This is a genomic window from Peribacillus sp. 05N428 (genome assembly GCF_056397085.1).
In genome coordinates, this window is the sequence record NZ_JBFTMS010000010.1 from 40,360 (window position 1) to 56,894 (window position 16,535).

Here is a 16,535-nt window from a genome sequence, read left to right on the forward strand (position 1 = left end):
GACAATGGTAAAATCAAGTAAGAGGTGAATTATTAAATGGGTGCATGCAATCTTAATCATTCGCAACAAGATGTCAGGCTAAAATTTGAAAGCCAAAAGGCATTTTTACCAACACAATTGAGTCAAACATTAGATCGATATCTTGAAAAAGGGAATTCGCAGGAAACATTGAATGAACTTTTTCATCTATTGAAGAAATATGACTTGTCTACCCAGGAGGAACAGGAATCTAGAAACGACAAGTTGAAACGGATCATGATGTAAATTAGAAAGAGCAGGAGTGTAAATATGACTCCCGCTCTTTTATTTTCTTGGCTCTTTTCGTAAAGATTGCTTTTTTTAAAACGAAACTATCTAAGGCTGATTGGAGCGGAAGTGCGAGACTCCTGCGGGAGCGGCGGGACAGGTGAGACCCCACAGCCGAGGAGGCTCACCGCCCGCCCCGCGGAAAGCGAGCATCTGGAGGGGAAATCAACCACACCTCACTACTTGGTAAATAGCAACAAAGTATGTGAAAACAGCCATTTTCTTATAAATAACTTGATGAATTCCGCGGGAATATGGCTGATTCCTATTTTTTATTCTGCAGATCAGTATTGTAACTACTTTTTTAAAGCAAGTAGCAGGATTCACATTTAAGGCGGCGAAAACAATAGTGAAATCGTAAAGCTTTGTAACACTGGACAAGGGTTTGGTGAACCTTTGAAGATTAATCAATCGTTTGATTAAATCTCAAATGAAAAAGCGGGAGCTCGCAATGAACTCCCGCTATTTCCTTCATTAAAAACCATCATCTGTTGCGGTGAAGGGGATGTTAAGGTTTCTTTCCACGGCCCGAAGTCTTTGATTCAGTCTGTTTAACCTATTCGTATGTCGCTGGTCCGCTTGACTTAGCCTGGTGATTTCCTGGTTAATGCGGTTCACTTCACGATTTATCCGCGTGATTTCTTGGTTCTGCCGATTGAGTTCCCTCGTTTGACGCTCGTTTTGACGCTCAAGTTCCCGGATTCTTCTTTCAAGTTGTTGAGGCTGCCTTTCAATATCGAATTGGTCTGGCACCTGGCTATATGGATTTTCTTGTACCTGCTGAAAGTTCCAATCTTGCTGTGGCATATAATCAAATCGTTCAGGCTGTTGGAAGTAGGGGTTGAAATTTGGTTCAAAGTACTGATGATTTCCATTTTGTTGTGGATAAGGATAAAATCCGTATGAATTCATGGTCAACTCTCCTTTTTAAAATCAGGGTGGATACCCTATAACTTATGTCAGTTCCGGTGAAGTGACTAGGCGTTAGCCCATATGAATGGGAAGAAGAGGCAATTCACAGAAAAAATTTCAATAAATTTGCAGAAACCATCCGGTTCCTATATCGTTTAGGATAGGAGAAATTCTTTTTTTCATCTTGAAACCAATTCCAAGGATAATCCGTATATAAAGAAAAGAGTGTAAGTCAGGAGTGTAATGATAATGAATCGATTTCTTGCTGATTTTGTTCCGATATTGATTGCATTTCCAATGGTTTTGCCGGTTTGGATGATTAGTTATTTCGTATTGAATCAACCGTTTGCCCTTTCCGTTGTCATATCTTTAACAGGAGGGGTACTTGCATACTGGCTGAGTTCCGTATATTTTTCATCAAGATACCTCAAAAAACATGAATTGACGAGAAAAGAATATCAATATATAAAGAAAAATTTAATCGAAGCAAAACCGAAGATATGGAGGGTGCAAAAAGCACTAATCTCGGTCAGGCATATCTCTTCTTTTAAACAGAGGAAAGAGATGATTAAAATGATCAGGAAAATATACAGTCTGACAAAAAAAGAACCGAGGCGGTTTTATCAGGCAGAACAGTTTTATTACTCGCATCTGGATTCTGCCATGGAGCTTGCGGAGAAATATGTTTTTCTAGCACAGCAGCCAAAAAAGAATAGGGAACTCGAACTTTCCTTAACGGAGACTCGTAAAACTTTAAAGGAACTCACTAATACGATAGAAAAGGATTTATATAAAGTGATTGCCGATGATATCGATAACCTTAACTTCGAATTGGATGTTGCTAAGCAATCCATTAAAACTAGAAAAGAGTCACAAGTAATTGATGAAAGCAGGAGGTTAAAATGAATAACAATGATCCAAACCTGTTGAATAAAACGAATAACGCCAGTTTGATCGATGACCTTTTAGCCAATCCATTTGATGGGGTGCAGGAACTTGAGAAAGTATCTTCCCAGGAAGTGAAACCGGTTAAACTGATTGATGTCATTCCTGAAGAGAACAGGGCAAAGGCTTATCAGCTTGCCGAACAAATCGACCCAACGAATCATCAGGCAATGATATCCTATGGTACACCCGCCCAATCAAAGCTCCTGACCTTTTCTAATTCCATGCTTGAGCATGTCCAGAAAAAAGATGTGGGTGAAGTGGGCATCATTATCAATGATTTAATGAAAAAGTTAAACGAACTCAGCCCGGATGAGTTAAAACCGGATAAGCCCTCATTTTTTGCGCGTATGTTCGGGAAGCTCTCGGGATCTGTACAGGAGGTGCTATCCAAGTATCAAAAAACCGGTGCCCAAATCGACCGAATCAGTGTAAAACTCGATCGGAGCAAGAATATCCTGTTATCGGATATCGTAATTCTCGAAAAGCTATATGAAACGAATAAGGAATATTTCCAGGCATTGAATGTCTATATTGCAGCTGGGGAAATCAAACTCGAAGAAATCCATGAGAAAACGATTCCGGAGCTAAGGAAGTCCGCTGAATCAAGTAATGATCAAATGAAGTTTCAAGAAGTAAATGATATGCTGCAATTTGCTGAACGGTTGGATAAAAGGCTTCATGATTTGAAGTTGAGCCGTGAAATCACGATCCAAAGCGCACCGCAAATCAGGCTGATCCAAAACACGAATCAGGCACTAGTCGAAAAAATCCAATCTTCGATCATGACAGCCATTCCACTTTGGAAAAACCAGGTTGCGATTGCACTGACCCTAATCAGGCAAAGGCATGCTGTAGAAGCACAAAAACAGGTTTCCAAGACTACAAATGACTTGTTATTGAAGAACTCCGAGATGCTGAAAACGAATACCATTGAAACCGCAAAAGAAAATGAGCGCGGACTTGTCGATATTGAAACATTAAAGAAAACTCAAGCCAGCTTGATATCCACGCTTGAGGAGACCATGCGGATTCAAGAAGAAGGCAGGCATAAACGCCGTCAAGCTGAACAGGAATTGGCGTCAATGGAAAATGAACTGAAACAGAAGCTATTAGAGATAAAGGGATAAGGGGAGATAATATGGAGACTATCGAGGCTATAAAAACGAGAAGAAGCATTGGAATCGTTAAGCAAGATCCGGTTCCTAAAGAAATGATCGAGCAAATCATTGAAGCCGGAACATATGCACCCAATCATCATCGGACGGAGCCTTGGCGTTTTTTTGTTTTGACAGGGGAAGGAAGAAATAAACTTGGGCAGGTATTCGAAGAAATAACAAGAATCGAAAATGCTGATGATACCCCCGAAAGTTTAATCAGCAAGCTCGAAAGGCAAAAAAAGAATCCATTAAGGGCTCCAGTCATCATCGCAGTGGGCATAGAGCCTAGTGATAAGAATAATGTCCTCGTGGCAGAAGAATATGCGGCTGTGAACAGTGCCATCCAAAATATGCTTCTTGCAGCACATTCTCTAGGTTTGGGAGCTGTATGGAGAACGGGGAAAATAACTTATCATGACAAGGTCCGTGAATTTTTCAATTTATCCTCTAAGGGAGAGGTATTGGCTTTCATATACTTGGGTTATCCTGACATGGAGCCGAAACCTGCTAAGAAAACACCGATTGACGAATTGACCACATGGATCGGATGAGGATTAGGGGCTGCATCAGTTTATTGACACTGATGCAGCTTTTTTTATTGCCTTCAATAAGGCTTCCTTAATTATGCTTTTACTGAAAGGGATTTGACTTTGTCAGGCTTCGTTTCAAGTGACGATTGATGAATTAGGTTGTACAATACAAAGGAAGAATAAATTTTGATGAATTAGGATGTGTCTATAGATGAGAACGATTGATCCATTTGAGATACTCGATGGAAAAGCGATAAAATATTTGGATGTGTTTGGCGTTGAGGATGGCATTGCTTTAAAGAGTAAATACGAAGATAAATCGTATTGGATATATGATTATTATTGCATGCATCAGACTTGTGATTGCCAGGAAGTATACCTTGAATTCGTTGAGGAGCTTAAAGGCAATAAACAGGCGGGACAGCATTTTGGAGTGAGGGTTTCTTTCGGGGATAATCAATTTGTCCTGGAGGATTATAATATTTCGAAGCAAAAGGCGATGGATATCGCGGAAGATACGCTGAAGTACAGTAAAGATGTAATGGAGTTATTTAAACAGCGGTATCAGCAAATGAAGGAAAAAGGCACGCAAATTATCACGGAAAGTGCAAAGGCAGCTAAAATGCCGCATGTTCATGCAGAACCGGTCATTGGCAGAAATGAGCCTTGTCCATGCGGAAGCGGGAAAAAATACAAAAAATGCTGCGGTGCAGCTTAACATCTTGGAAGCTGACTCGATTCGGAGTCGCTTCTTTTTTATTGGAAAAGTGCGTGCTTGGGAAAAAAATTGAGAAAAAAGTGTAGTATTAAACGAACATTTGTTCTATAATGAGAGAGTACCAGATAATTACACAAAAAGAAATAAAAAGTAGTCATTTAGATGGAATTTTCCAAAAACTTCTTTTTTATTTTCATAAATCTGGTATATATAAGAGAGAAGAGTTTTTTGATCTCATCTCTTTCAACGGTAGACGGCAACCAGACGGGATGAAAATCCCTACACTGATGGCAGTTTAACTTATTGAACGAAGGAAGGGGTAATCAAATGACAAGAGAAAAAAGATTAATACCTTACAAAGTTCTTGAAGTAATGGAAACGGTGAAAGAGAAGATTCCTGAGGGTGTCGAGCTTGTGAAAGCACCGGCAATTTGGGAAAAAAGCAGTTATGGTGAGGGCATGGTAGTTGCCGTCATTGATACAGGCATTGACAAGGGACATCCAGACCTCAAGGAAAGAATCATTGGCGGGAAGGATTTTACCAATACCGGGGATTATCAAGATGATAACGGACATGGGACACATGTTAGCGGTACGGTTGTTGCTGCCATTAATAATGCTGGTGTAGTGGGAGTGGCTCCTAAAGCAAGCATATTAGCGTTAAAGGCCCTAAATGGTCAAGGACAAGGCGACATTGATTGGATTAATGGTGCTCTAGAGTATGCCATCAATTGGCGGGGACCAAATGAAGAAAAGGTTTCGGTTATTTCACTTTCGCTTGGCGGACCTCCCGATGAGACTGAACACAAACTCATTCAAAAGGCCCTTCAGAACGATATCCTTGTTGTTTGTGCAGCTGGAAATAGCGGTGATGGGCGTCATGAAACGGATGAATTGGATTATCCAGGAGCATATCCCGAGGTAGTGGAAGTGGGGGCTGTGGATTTAAGCAGAAATTTAGCGGATTTTTCAAATACGAATGATGAAATTGACTTGGTGGCGCCAGGGGTTGATATTCTCTCTACGTATCCAGGAAATAAATATGCCAGGTTGAGCGGAACGTCAATGGCTACGCCTCATGTAAGCGGTGCGGCAGCTCTCTTGAAAGTGATTGCTGAAAAAGAATTTGAACGCAATTTAACTGAAGCGGAATTATATGCACAGCTGGTGAAAAGTACGGAAGATCTGGGAATAAGCAAAAAAGCGCAGGGAAATGGACTGCTTAACTTAACGATTACGGAACAAAGAGCTGAAAAATCGATTAAGATTACGATAGAATCAGAAAATCTAAAGTTACCGAGTAAATCGGTGGTCATGGAATATTAGAGAAAAAAGGTGCCTCAAGAAATTTTTGGGGCACCTTCCATAATGATTATTTTTTATTTTTCCTTAGAGCTGCAAAAAGCGCTACAATGGAAAGAATTAATGATATGACAGCCAGGGTAATGATCAGCGTTTGGTTGCCATCACCTTCTGTTGTTGCTGCATCCTTTGAATTGTCAGGTGTCGTGGAATCATTAGTGTCAGCTTCATCTTCGTGACCATGGTCCGCAGGTTCAGCATCAGCCTTGGGTGCAACCGTGATTTCCGTTACAGAATGAGGTAGGTCTGAGCCTTCTTCACCGCTCCATTCAACAATTTCACCATCTTCGTAATATTGAAATGCATCCCAGGCAACTTTCGTTTCTTCTTTGGGATTTTGTGCTACGAAAGAGAATTGCTGGAATTGTCCAGCGGCTATTCCTTTGTCAGTTGCGGCCCAAGTTACCGTTTTTACATGCCCATCTTTGTCACCTTCTGTCGTTACTTTCCATCCAGGTACAGGCTGATAGCTTTCAAAAGTAACCCCTTCAGGTACTTTTAAAGTCACCTTTGTAGTGGCAGTTTCTTTTTCTACGGGTACTTTAATTGTATAAGTTTCCCACGCCTCAGGTGCAGATGAACTAGGCTTGACCGTAACGTGAGCATATGCTGAACCGGAAAAAATGAATAATGCAGCAAATGTAAAAATAAGTAGCTTTGAAATGTTTTTCATTTGTATAAATCCCTCCTATTATGAATTCCCTATGAAAATTATAAAATCAGCATTGATTGAATCCAGGCTTTCAGTCAATCCATGAACATGGATATTCCACTTTCCTGGCATGGTTAATATAGACTTTGATGTAAATGTCCCTGTTTTTTTCTCCTCCATTTGCAGCTTTATTTCACCACGTGGCGTATCCAATGGCTGCATCGTGATCGTAAGCTGCTCTATTTCAGCAATTGGCTTGCCTTCATTGGATAGATTTACTTGAATCAGGTTATCCCCGACTTCATTGGGCGTCACCATTAATGTAACCTCGTTATTTTCTTCAGTCCGTAACGTTTTTTCAATGGGGCCGGGAGAAGACATGGCAGTTTGGACATTTGTCAATAAAGCTGCAATGAGAAGGATGACGATTCCTAAACCAAACTCCATTCCCACACTATAACCAAGTTTTTTCGTTTGCTTTTTCCCTCTGAGAAAATGAAAGCCGCCTAAAACGATCATGATTAACATGAGACCGATTTTCGCTAGTAACAATTGGCCATATGTTGTGTTAAACATTGAATGGATAGTTGGTACATGCTGTAAACTGCTATAGATTCCGCTAATAATCAGGATGATTACAAACAGAAATGCCCATTTGGAAAACCTTTGAATGATCGACCAGTAAAAGGTTTTCTTATCTTCTTGGACTGCCTGCCGATCTGCAAGCCCAGGCAAAATCACCAATAAGGCCATAAGGCCGCCGAGCCATAAAGCCATGGACAATAAATGAAGGAAATCCATCAAAACGGCCAGAGCCTGATTAGGAACGGCTGCTGTATGTCCGGTGAAAGCCTTACAAATCACCAAGCTGGCAATTATGATGAATGAAATGAAAGGTAGTGATTTATTCAATGAGTTCTCGAGCATGAAATAAATTACTAAAAATAGAAGGAGCAATATTAGAATTTCCATGATCCAGATCGTCCCAAAGTTTGTAGCATTCAATACTTCCTTTATATAACTAACATTAAATGCATCGGTCCAACCTACGCCAGCATCGATCGTAACTCTTAAAGGCAGACTGCAGAAGATGGAAAATGCTAAACCAGCATATGAAAGCCAAAGGTATAGACGGGTTCTTCTGCTGGCTTCAAAAAGTCGAGAATCCTTCATTAGCGATAATCTGAAAAAAAGGATTCCGGTAAGGGCAGCGAAGCATATGTATTGTAGACTTTGCAGCATAACGTTGATGGAATTCGGAAAACTTTCATTCACTTCGGAATTATTTTGATCTGATAGGCCGGCCGGATCTCCGAATTGAAAGGGAATTGTTCCTTCAATGGGATGGCCATCACTCGAAACCACTCTCCATTTAATATAGTAAATCCCTTCATCGATCGTGCCCTTCCACTTAGCTTCCAGTATTTTTTCACTCTGTTCAGAGATTGTACTGTCTTGAGTTTGAATTTTGTCTCCATCTTGGCTGAATACCTCAAGCGAATGAAAAGCTGGTTGTATATTCTCGCTGAATTGAATGGTGATCTTTTCAGGAAGAGTATCCATCGCTTCATTCGGGCTAGGATTAGAGCTGATTACTGTAGCATGACCGGAAGCCATTGCCGGGTATAAAAGCAAACTGAATAGGCTGACTACCAGCCATAAATATTTTTTCATCTTGGTGTGCCATCATCCTTTCATCCGATTATGTAAGCCCATTATAAAAGGAAAATGTGAAAAAACAGTGAAAATAATTTAGTTATCTAAAGGCAGTTTAAGAGGTTCGCTAGAAAATGAGAACAATAAGTTTTAGTTTTGCCTTCCACTCCAGTATAGCCATAAATAAGTGGTGGGAATTCCACTTTGCATAAAGTTTATACCAAATAGGCATCCTCCTTTTGATATAAACTCCATTAAGAAATAATTAAGGTTCCTTTAGTAATCTGAGCCTATCATGTTTAAGGAATTTGGAGGGATAGGTTTTGATGAAAAAGGGATTAAAAGAAACAAGTGTGAAGGTGATCTTGGTTGGTTCCCTTGTGGGGATGGGAACATCCACTTATATGCCAGCGGCAGAAGCTGCGGAAGGCACTTCTGTCATTTTGGAAGAGGCACAAACGGTAAATAGTCTTTCAAAGCTAGAGATAGAGGGTATAGCACTGGATCAAAAGTTTACAGAAGATGTACACGACTATAGTTCAACAGTGGGGAATGATGTGGAAAAGATCACTTTGCTTGCAGCAAGCCCTAACGAGAATGCAGCCATATATGTGAATGGTGTCAAAATGACAGATGGTAAATTGAAGAATTTAACTCTTCAAACTGGCATGAATACGTTTGTAATCACCGTCAGCGATGGGGAAAATGAAACCGTAACCTATACTCTCAAGGTCGAAAAACATGAAAGTGATGATAACCTTTTAACATCGATTGGATTATCAAAAGGCTCATTAACATTCGATTCTAAAGTGACAGCTTATCATGCTTCAGTTGAAAATGAAGTCCAGTCGGTTACGGTAACTCCGACATTGAGTGACAGTAAGGCAATTGTAAAGGTAAATGGAAAGGATGCAACCAGTGCAGGTGTAAAGGTTACCCTTCCAGTCGGTAAGACAACGGTGAAGATAACCGTTACAGCGGAAAATGGTGATGAAAAAGCATATACACTTACGATTGCACGGGCTGCAGCCGCAGCAAAGGAAACGGAATCGAAAGCTGCTCCAAAAGAGGATGAAGTTCAAAAGGAACCCTCAACAGGAACGAGCAAAGCCCAACCTTCCTCGGATAAGGGGAATAAATCATCTTTACCATCAGCAGGATCCTCGGATAAGGGGAGTAAAACATCTTTAACATCAGCAGGATCCTCCAATTATCAAAAGCCAAGCAGTGGTGTCAGTCAAGTAACGAATGCACAGCAAATTGAAAGTATTTCAACACAAAAAGTGAAAACGGATTCTGTTGAGAAAGTAACGTCCGCAGATTCTTTAGGCGAGGAAGGCAATAATGGACCAGTGTTGAACAGCCTGACGGTATCATCCGGTGTATGGAACAAATCTTTTGAATCTAATGAGCATACCTATCATATCGAGGTCGATAATGATATTTCTTCAGTCGAAATGAATGCAACGACAAATGCCAGCGGAGCAACAATTGAATATGACGGTGCGAGCAGTGCAAAAGTGAAGATCAAGGATAAAGCGAAAACGGCCATTTCCGTTACTGTTTCAAAGGATGGGGAGCGTCGTACTTACGTCCTTGTTTTCGAAAAGGATATCGATGTTGAAATGGATGAGGAAGAAACCGTGGATGATGTCAAATCAAAAGAGGCGGAAGTTGAGGCAGCGCAAACGAGTACAGCTGGTATGACGGAGAGCGAAACATCCAATGATTCAGGAGGCCAGATTAATGGGAAACAACCTGTTGAGACGGTGTCATTCTTTGGGAATATAAAGGATTTCTTCACCTCCCTATTAAAATAGGATGGTTTTGAATCCAGCAAAAAAAGGACAAGGTTCAGGCTTGTCCTCGAAATTCATATTTATATGGGCAAAATGATTTGGACCTCGGTTCCTTGGTTCAGTTCACTGTTAAACCGGACCTTTCCCCGATGCGCCTCAATGATTCGGCAACTGACTGTCAATCCTAATCCGGTTCCTTTTTCTTTTGAAGAATAGAAAGGCTCTCCAAGATGTTTTATGCGGTTTTTTTCTATTCCGCTTCCATTATCTTTGATGGTGATGGAAAGGTTATTGTTCATTCGTTCGAAATCAACCCAAATGTGGTCGGCGGATGCCTCCATGGAATTCTTGAGCATGTTTATGAAAACTTGTTTTAATTGGTTTCCCTCACATAATAGAAGCGGTATTTCATTTTTGACAGATATTGATATTTGGGTGGGGTACGAGTCCGCCTCTGGTTTCAACAAGGTTTTGACATCATTCATCAGGTCGATGATTTGATGTTTGCTGAATGGAAGTTCCTGTGGTTTTGCCAGAACGAGTAACTCGCTTACAATAAGATTGATCCGGTCCAATTCACTTAACATGATCGTGTAGTAATGTTCATAGGGATGGTCGCTCTTTTTAAGCAGCTGGACGAAACCTTTTAAAGAAGTCAGCGGATTTCGTACCTCGTGGGCTACACTTGCGGCAAGTTCGCCGACTATCGATAATTTTTCGGTTCTTCTTAAGCGTGCTTCGGTTTCTCGAATTTGAGTGACTTCTTTAGCATAAGTAATGATTCCGACTAAATCCTCGCCAACCATCATCGGGACAAACGTACAAGAAAGTAAGATGGACTTCCCGTACTTCGTCAGGAATTCTATATCTTTCCCTTTTTTGATCCCCTTTTGGTTTTCCATGACATATTGGCATGATGTACGGATCAATTCCGCGTCTTCTGCTGAAAAATTCAAATTAATGAATGAGGCGCCATGTATTTCTTCCTGTTGAAAGCCTGTTACCGTTTCAAACCTTGGATTCACGGTCGTGATCATTCCATTTAAATCAAGCATCAGCATCGGATAAGGGTTGTGTTCAAACAATGATTTATAGCGTTGTTCGCTATCGAATAATTGATTCTCCGCGACAACTCTTTCAGATATATCCCTGCCAATGACGACTAAGCCTTTACGAGAACCATCTTCATTGAACAGGGGAACTTTAATCGTATCAAAGGTCTTGTGATTGCCATCGGGAAGAGGGATGATTTCCTCGCACCTAGTAATTTCCCCCTTTACCCACGTTTCTTCATCGGAAACTTCACAGTAGATCAAAGATTCTTTATAAAATTCGGAGTATTCCGCGAGCTCGCTATCTCTTTTTCCCTTATAATCTACATGCTCCAATTGAAATAATTGCAGCCCGAAGGTATTGGATTCAAGCCATCGGCCATCCCCATCCTTGAAATTAACGAAATCCACCATTGAATTGATGAGTGTGCGCCGACGTTGTTCCGCTTCTTTTAATCGTTTGAATTCTTCTTTTTTAGCTAAATAAAGATATAGAATTAAGCCTATTGATAAAAGGAAAACAATGCCTTCCGCCCTTTGGAGTTGAATGAAGACTTCTTTATTATGGATATTTGTAGTTAAAAAATAGTCGAATACGACTAATGTAAGAATCCCGGATAGGATATATATTGCTAAGATGGAGCGTTTGGACATGGAGATTCTCCCTGATTTTAAGACATTTCAAAGGTAAAATTACATACACATTTTAACAAACTATCGGAAAAAAATATATGCAGAATCTCTAAATAAAAAAACAGGGGCCAATGTGGTCACCTGTTTTTTCTGAAGAGGGTTAGTTTCTTCTTCTTTTTTGCACGCTTATAGATCATGAAGAATAGTAAGAAGAGGAGTGCAAGCGCAGCTAGCGTATATTGGTTCATTTCAACAGATAGCAGTCCATAGGGAATCAGTGATAGGAAGAAAAAGTATATAAGGTTGCCAAGTGCCGTCGCCAATAAAAAGTCTTTGAAAGTGATGGTGCTGACTCCAGCTGCCAAGTTAATTAAGCTTGTTGGGATAAGCGGGAAAATCCTGCCTGTAAACACGTACATGAAGCCATGCTCCACTACAGATTCTTGCCATTTTTCACCAATCTTCTTTAAAAGAAGCTCCTGAAACCAGTTTCTGGCTGCATAAAAAATGAATCCTGAGGCAACAACACTTGTAAACCAACTCCATAGATAGCCATATATGAATCCGAATATCGTGACATTGATGGTCAGGAGCAAAATTAAGGGGATGATTGTAAAAGAATTTTGTACAAACATCAATACGAATGTCACAATAAATGTAAGCAAAAGATTTTCCTTCAATATGCCAATAACAGAATCCAAATCACTTTTCCAAACCAAAGTGAACAGTTCTGCATTAGAGTATATAAAAATTGCGATTACAAGTAGACCGATTATGGTCAGGACTTTTTTCAAAGGGCCACCACCATTCTTACTAATAGTTTATCATTTTCGAGTTCAATGGTGAAAAAAAAGAGCTGCCGCATCATGCAGACAGCTCTTTTCCATTATAGTGGCTTAACGGCGCGAAGATTCCTTTTAAAGCCACTTTTCAAACTGAATTCTTTTGTTCATTCCATAAATGATTGGCGCTCCAATCAAAAGGACAACGAACTCACCGACAGCTGTAGTCATCCAGCTTAGCCAGAATGGCAAGCCAAAGGCAAGGTTCAGTTCAATTGCAATTAAAAACATTGTGAACGTGAAAAAGATAATCGTAGCGATCATACGTCCTTTAATGCCTTTTATGAAACGAGAAACATAAATGACAAGCAATAAGGCGAGCAGGGATTGCCCCACCCCAAAAATCAAATCATATGGCACCATCGGCGAAAAGAGCAGATTCGATATGAAGACTCCTCCAACGATACCGTAGATATATTTTTTATTGAATACAATCAGATGATTCAACATTTCCGGTACACGGAATTGGAACATCTCAAAAGCTATTGGTTTAAACACCAATGAGACCGCCACATACAAGGCAGCCAATAACCCGTTTATCACGAGTGTACGAACATTCATTTTACTCTCTCCCTAGTTTTTTATCGTGGGATGGTTACGAACCACGTGCAGGCGTTTACCCGATGATTAATAGTATCCCATGTAAGCTTGTTTCGTCAATTTGTAAAGAATGGTTTTAATTTATAGGTTTCCAATCAGATGAAGCAGCACAATTGGATTTTGAATTATTGCAATGAAGGATGATATTATTTCAATATGTACATAAAAAGGAGTGAATATTAATATGTCGATCGAAAGTGTCAAAAGCCATTTTAAACAATGGAATCGGGAAGGCGACGTAAAGGAGTTCGAAACATCTAGTGCAACGGTGATTGAGGCAGCGGAAACCATCGGTGTTATCCCAGCGCGGATTGCCAAGACCCTTTCCTTTAAAGGGGAAGGTGAACACGCGATTTTGGTCGTTGCCGCAGGGGACGCGAAAGTGGATAATAAGAAATTTCGTCAGACGTTCGGTTTCAAGGCACGAATGCTTTCACCTGATGAAGTGCTTGCACAGACCGGCCATGCAATCGGAGGCGTTTGCCCGTTTGGCCTGGCAAACGATTTAGCTGTTTTTCTTGATGTATCGATGAAACGCTTCGAGTCATTGTTTCCGGCTTGCGGCAGTTCAAACTCTGCAATAGAACTTACACTCGCTGAATTGTTTGAATATTCAGGTGCCAAGGATTGGGTAGATGTTTGTAAGGGGTGGGAAGAAAAGCGGAATGTGGATACGGCGGCAGGAAATGCAGTTGATGGCATTTGAAATGGGATGGAATCCACTACAGTGAACTTTATTTGCGGGGGCCTCATGCATTTCTTTTATTAAAGCGGAAAACGGGCAGAAAGTGTTCCTGATCGGAGGGTGAAAGATGTTAAATGGAAGCGAAAGAAAAAGCAATAGCAGCTATCTGAGTCTTAAAACTCTTTATGAAGAAAATATAACGGTTAAGAGCATTGCCCAGGAGCTTGAGTTTTGCCATAAAAACGATCTGGCGCTGGATATCCAGAAAGCAATGAAAAAAAAGAATTTTGATATATTGGCAGTCCAAGATCAAGGGGAAATCATCGGATATATCGAAAGGCAAGAACTAGGTGAAGGAAGTATTTCTGAATATATGAGAAACTTCTCACCAAGGGAAATGGTTTCGAATTCAACCCCTTTGATCCAGCTTCTCCATATTTTTAAGAATAAGACAAGGGTGTTCGTATTAGAGAATAATTCAATTAAAATGTTGATTACCCATGCCGACCTCCAAAAGCCTCCGATCAGGATGCTGATATTCGGATATATTACCTTATTGGAAATGAGGATGAGCGATATCATCCTGGATAGATTCGGCGATGGCAGCTGGTATCCAATGATCAGCGAAGACCGTTTAGAAAAGGCAACTGAATTATATAAAAGGAGAATCGATAAAAATGAGGATATCAATATAATAGAGTGCCTGCAAATCAGTGATAAATTCGATATTATACATAAAGATAAAGAATTGAGGCACTTCTTCCAAATCCCTTCGAAAAGTAAAGGGAAGAAGGATGCGAATGCCATCCGAAAATTACGGGATAAGATTTCCCATGCTAATGAACTGGGTCTGGACATGTCATGGATGGAAATCATCGAGGTTGTCGAGTCCTGCGGCCGACTGCTCGAAATCTCTGAATCCTATCCTTATGAAAAATAAGATCCGGCTAATCATGCTGGTTCTTTTTTTTGCGCATCCAGATAGAAAAAAACTGCCCATATCAGGCAGTCTCCCCGAAAAACTCAAAACTCCGGCAGTTGATCCAGGTTATTTTCTTTAATCCCATCGGGCTCACTCCGTAATATGTCACGTCCATATTTATGAAAGACGTCAACGTTGGCCAGGTTGCCAGCTTTGGCTTCCGCAAGGGCTGTGGGGTAGTCGAGTTCGCGGCCGGAGTCCGTCTTGATGGCGATAATATTGTCCTCTTCATTTTTCCTTACGGCGATGATTTCTTCTTTTCCTGCTGCTGAATCACTTTGGTTTGCTTGCGGTGTTCCCTGCTGTTTATATGACTCATAGGCTTCTTCAAATTTGTCCATGTTTTAGGCACCTCCTATTTATAGGGTGAACCATTTTTCCTGCAATATACAAACCGGATTTCGTCCAACTTGGGCCGTTAATTCGTCCAAATGGGCCGATCTTTCGGCACTTTTTTTTTTTGAATGCTGTCGTCTTGGCCTTTTTGCATTGGCATGGCACTTGCAACTATTTTAAGTAGTGCAGTAGTGCAAGTTTAAGTAGTAGGTGTAAGCAGTAGCAAGAAATAATATCCACTAGATTAAGGGAGGAATAGTAATCATGAATGTAAAACAAGGGGCAAGCACTGTAAATGCAAAACAACAGATCAAGACAATGAAAGCGGCGGTCGTCAATGAATTTAACCAAAAACTTGAGATAAAGGAAGTACCGATCCCGGAATTGGAATATGGTGAGATATTAGTGAAAATTAAAGCCTGTGGCGTGTGTCATACCGATTTACATGCTGCACATGGTGATTGGCCGGTAAAACCCAAGCTTCCGCTTATCCCGGGACATGAGGGTGTGGGCATTATAGAAAAGGTGGCGGAAGGCGTAACTTCCTTGAAAGTGGGTGACCGTGTTGGGATCCCTTGGCTTTATTCGGCCTGCGGCGATTGTGAATATTGTCTGACCGGCAGGGAAACGCTTTGCTTGGATCAATTGAATGCAGGATATTCCGTGGACGGCGGGTATGCGGAATATTGTAAAGCACCAGCCAAATATGTGGTGAAGGTTCCTGAAGGGCTTGACTTTGCGGAGGTATCACCGATTTTCTGTGCAGGTGTAACGACTTATAAGGCGCTTAAGGTATCAGAAGCAAAACCTGGCGATTGGGTAGCGATTTATGGAATTGGCGGATTGGGACATGTTGCCCTGCAATACGCAAAAGCGATGGGCTTTAATGTCATTGCTGTCGATATTCAAGATGATAAGCTTGATCTGGCAACGGAACTGGGGGCGGATTACACGGTTAATGGGCTTAAAACCGATCCTGTACAGGCCATTAAGGATAAGGTTGGCGGCGTGCAGGCATCCATTTCTGTGGCGGTTACGAAAAAAGCATTCGAACAGGCTTACAGTTCAGTCAAGAGGGGCGGCACACTTGTTGTAGTCGGATTGCCGAATGATGAACTTCCAATCCCGATTTTTGATACAGTGTTAAATGGGGTGACTGTAAAAGGGTCCATCGTCGGGACGAGAAAAGATTTACAGGAAGCTGTTCAATTTGCGGCTGAGGGTAAAGTCAGAACGAATATTGAAACAAGAAAGCTTGATGAAATCAATGACGTGTTTTCAATGATGGAAAACGGAGAAATCAACGGCCGCATCGTATTGACGCTAGAATAGGAACAGAGGAGGAAGCCCTGGAACGGGGCATCC

Annotated in this window: 16 protein-coding genes, 1 pseudogene and 1 riboswitch; of the genes and pseudogenes, 10 read left to right on the forward strand and 7 right to left on the reverse strand. The window is 40.9% G+C overall.

All coding sequences use genetic code 11. The features are described from left to right. Positions 1-36: 36 nt before the first annotated feature. Entirely contained in the window at positions 37-264 is a 228-nt protein-coding gene (locus tag AC1DIV_RS11860) for a hypothetical protein (RefSeq protein WP_477576452.1), read from the forward strand. A gap of 516 nt (positions 265-780) precedes the next feature. Here AC1DIV_RS11860 and AC1DIV_RS11865 read toward each other — a convergent pair. Continuing rightward, complete coding sequence (locus AC1DIV_RS11865; RefSeq protein WP_034306570.1) at positions 781-1,113, reverse strand: coiled-coil domain-containing protein; 333 nt, start codon at positions 1,111-1,113, stop codon at positions 781-783. Between the two features lie 354 nt (positions 1,114-1,467). Here AC1DIV_RS11865 and AC1DIV_RS11870 point away from each other — a divergent pair, with 354 nt between their 5' ends. From AC1DIV_RS11870 to AC1DIV_RS11890, 5 genes and pseudogenes are all read left to right on the forward strand, one after another. Further along, positions 1,468-2,124 (forward strand): 5-bromo-4-chloroindolyl phosphate hydrolysis family protein, encoded by a 657-nt coding sequence (locus AC1DIV_RS11870; protein WP_340878652.1) that lies wholly within the window; start codon positions 1,468-1,470, stop codon positions 2,122-2,124. Beyond that, positions 2,121-3,293 (forward strand): toxic anion resistance protein, encoded by a 1,173-nt coding sequence (locus AC1DIV_RS11875; RefSeq protein ID WP_477576454.1) that lies wholly within the window; start codon positions 2,121-2,123, stop codon positions 3,291-3,293. The genes AC1DIV_RS11870 and AC1DIV_RS11875 overlap by 4 nt, the downstream gene beginning before the upstream one ends. A gap of 11 nt (positions 3,294-3,304) precedes the next feature. Continuing rightward, entirely contained in the window at positions 3,305-3,874 is a 570-nt protein-coding gene (locus AC1DIV_RS11880; RefSeq protein WP_048686185.1) for a nitroreductase family protein, read from the forward strand. A 619-nt stretch (positions 3,875-4,493) separates the two neighbouring features. Then, positions 4,494-4,571: pseudogene (locus tag AC1DIV_RS11885) on the forward strand (SEC-C metal-binding domain-containing protein); the annotation flags it as partial. A gap of 327 nt (positions 4,572-4,898) precedes the next feature. Beyond that, positions 4,899-5,897 carry a S8 family peptidase gene (locus AC1DIV_RS11890; protein WP_340878654.1) on the forward strand — a complete coding sequence of 333 codons (999 nt, stop codon included), beginning with the start codon at positions 4,899-4,901 and terminating at the stop codon, positions 5,895-5,897. Between the two features lie 46 nt (positions 5,898-5,943). Here AC1DIV_RS11890 and AC1DIV_RS11895 read toward each other — a convergent pair whose 3' ends face one another. Then, the gene (locus AC1DIV_RS11895; protein WP_053533603.1) at positions 5,944-6,606 is read right to left on the reverse strand and encodes a YcnI family copper-binding membrane protein; all 663 of its coding nucleotides are present in this window, start codon (positions 6,604-6,606) and stop codon (positions 5,944-5,946) included. Positions 6,607-6,624: 18 nt separating this feature from the next. Beyond that, complete coding sequence (locus AC1DIV_RS11900; RefSeq protein WP_477576456.1) at positions 6,625-8,259, reverse strand: copper resistance CopC/CopD family protein; 1,635 nt, start codon at positions 8,257-8,259, stop codon at positions 6,625-6,627. A gap of 308 nt (positions 8,260-8,567) precedes the next feature. On the opposite strand from AC1DIV_RS11900, the gene AC1DIV_RS11905 reads away from it, so the two are divergent. Further along, complete coding sequence (locus AC1DIV_RS11905) at positions 8,568-10,061, forward strand: cadherin-like beta sandwich domain-containing protein (RefSeq protein ID WP_477576457.1); 1,494 nt, start codon at positions 8,568-8,570, stop codon at positions 10,059-10,061. A 59-nt stretch (positions 10,062-10,120) separates the two neighbouring features. Here the strand turns inward: AC1DIV_RS11905 and AC1DIV_RS11910 are convergent, their stop codons facing one another. The 3 genes from AC1DIV_RS11910 to AC1DIV_RS11920 all read right to left on the reverse strand — a co-directional run bounded on the left by AC1DIV_RS11910 (position 10,121) and on the right by AC1DIV_RS11920 (position 13,128). Then, positions 10,121-11,746: a PAS domain-containing sensor histidine kinase gene (locus tag AC1DIV_RS11910; RefSeq protein ID WP_323599095.1), complete on the reverse strand. Its 1,626-nt coding sequence runs from the start codon at positions 11,744-11,746 to the stop codon at positions 10,121-10,123. 116 nt (positions 11,747-11,862) lie between these two features. Then, positions 11,863-12,519 (reverse strand): TVP38/TMEM64 family protein, encoded by a 657-nt coding sequence (locus tag AC1DIV_RS11915; protein WP_251542412.1) that lies wholly within the window; start codon positions 12,517-12,519, stop codon positions 11,863-11,865. Between the two features lie 123 nt (positions 12,520-12,642). Further along, entirely contained in the window at positions 12,643-13,128 is a 486-nt protein-coding gene (locus AC1DIV_RS11920) for a QueT transporter family protein (protein WP_048686195.1), read from the reverse strand. A 6-nt stretch (positions 13,129-13,134) separates the two neighbouring features. Beyond that, positions 13,135-13,179: riboswitch (PreQ1 riboswitch) on the reverse strand. Between the two features lie 172 nt (positions 13,180-13,351). On the opposite strand from AC1DIV_RS11920, the gene AC1DIV_RS11925 reads away from it, so the two are divergent. Continuing rightward, a complete protein-coding gene (locus AC1DIV_RS11925) occupies positions 13,352-13,873 on the forward strand; it encodes a YbaK/EbsC family protein (protein WP_340878658.1) in 522 nt (173 codons plus the stop codon). 106 nt (positions 13,874-13,979) lie between these two features. Continuing rightward, entirely contained in the window at positions 13,980-14,792 is an 813-nt protein-coding gene (locus AC1DIV_RS11930) for a CBS domain-containing protein (protein WP_057278518.1), read from the forward strand. A gap of 83 nt (positions 14,793-14,875) precedes the next feature. Here the strand turns inward: AC1DIV_RS11930 and AC1DIV_RS11935 are convergent, their stop codons facing one another. Then, the gene (locus tag AC1DIV_RS11935; protein WP_053533610.1) at positions 14,876-15,175 is read right to left on the reverse strand and encodes a DUF3892 domain-containing protein; all 300 of its coding nucleotides are present in this window, start codon (positions 15,173-15,175) and stop codon (positions 14,876-14,878) included. Positions 15,176-15,488: 313 nt separating this feature from the next. On the opposite strand from AC1DIV_RS11935, the gene adhP reads away from it, so the two are divergent. Beyond that, the gene (gene adhP, locus AC1DIV_RS11940; protein WP_034306567.1) at positions 15,489-16,502 is read left to right on the forward strand and encodes an alcohol dehydrogenase AdhP; all 1,014 of its coding nucleotides are present in this window, start codon (positions 15,489-15,491) and stop codon (positions 16,500-16,502) included. The last annotated feature ends 33 nt before the right edge of the window (positions 16,503-16,535 follow it).

Excerpts from the sequence above, each read along its gene's own strand:
- AC1DIV_RS11900 (WP_477576456.1), bottom strand. The coding sequence starts at position 8,259 with ATGAAAAAATATTTATGGCTGGTAGTCAGCCTATTCAGTTTGCTTTTA.
- AC1DIV_RS11880 (WP_048686185.1), top strand. The coding sequence starts at position 3,305 with ATGGAGACTATCGAGGCTATAAAAACGAGAAGAAGCATTGGAATCGTT.
- AC1DIV_RS11930 (WP_057278518.1), top strand. The coding sequence starts at position 13,980 with ATGTTAAATGGAAGCGAAAGAAAAAGCAATAGCAGCTATCTGAGTCTT.
- AC1DIV_RS11860 (WP_477576452.1), top strand. The coding sequence starts at position 37 with ATGGGTGCATGCAATCTTAATCATTCGCAACAAGATGTCAGGCTAAAA.
- AC1DIV_RS11895 (WP_053533603.1), bottom strand. The coding sequence starts at position 6,606 with ATGAAAAACATTTCAAAGCTACTTATTTTTACATTTGCTGCATTATTC.
- AC1DIV_RS11890 (WP_340878654.1), top strand. The coding sequence starts at position 4,899 with ATGACAAGAGAAAAAAGATTAATACCTTACAAAGTTCTTGAAGTAATG.
- AC1DIV_RS11925 (WP_340878658.1), top strand. The coding sequence starts at position 13,352 with ATGTCGATCGAAAGTGTCAAAAGCCATTTTAAACAATGGAATCGGGAA.
- AC1DIV_RS11865 (WP_034306570.1), bottom strand. The coding sequence starts at position 1,113 with ATGCCACAGCAAGATTGGAACTTTCAGCAGGTACAAGAAAATCCATAT.
- AC1DIV_RS11935 (WP_053533610.1), bottom strand. The coding sequence starts at position 15,175 with ATGGACAAATTTGAAGAAGCCTATGAGTCATATAAACAGCAGGGAACA.
- AC1DIV_RS11875 (WP_477576454.1), top strand. The coding sequence starts at position 2,121 with ATGAATAACAATGATCCAAACCTGTTGAATAAAACGAATAACGCCAGT.
- AC1DIV_RS11920 (WP_048686195.1), bottom strand. The coding sequence starts at position 13,128 with ATGAATGTTCGTACACTCGTGATAAACGGGTTATTGGCTGCCTTGTAT.
- AC1DIV_RS11870 (WP_340878652.1), top strand. The coding sequence starts at position 1,468 with ATGAATCGATTTCTTGCTGATTTTGTTCCGATATTGATTGCATTTCCA.
- AC1DIV_RS11905 (WP_477576457.1), top strand. The coding sequence starts at position 8,568 with ATGAAAAAGGGATTAAAAGAAACAAGTGTGAAGGTGATCTTGGTTGGT.
- AC1DIV_RS11910 (WP_323599095.1), bottom strand. The coding sequence starts at position 11,746 with ATGTCCAAACGCTCCATCTTAGCAATATATATCCTATCCGGGATTCTT.
- adhP (WP_034306567.1), top strand. The coding sequence starts at position 15,489 with ATGAAAGCGGCGGTCGTCAATGAATTTAACCAAAAACTTGAGATAAAG.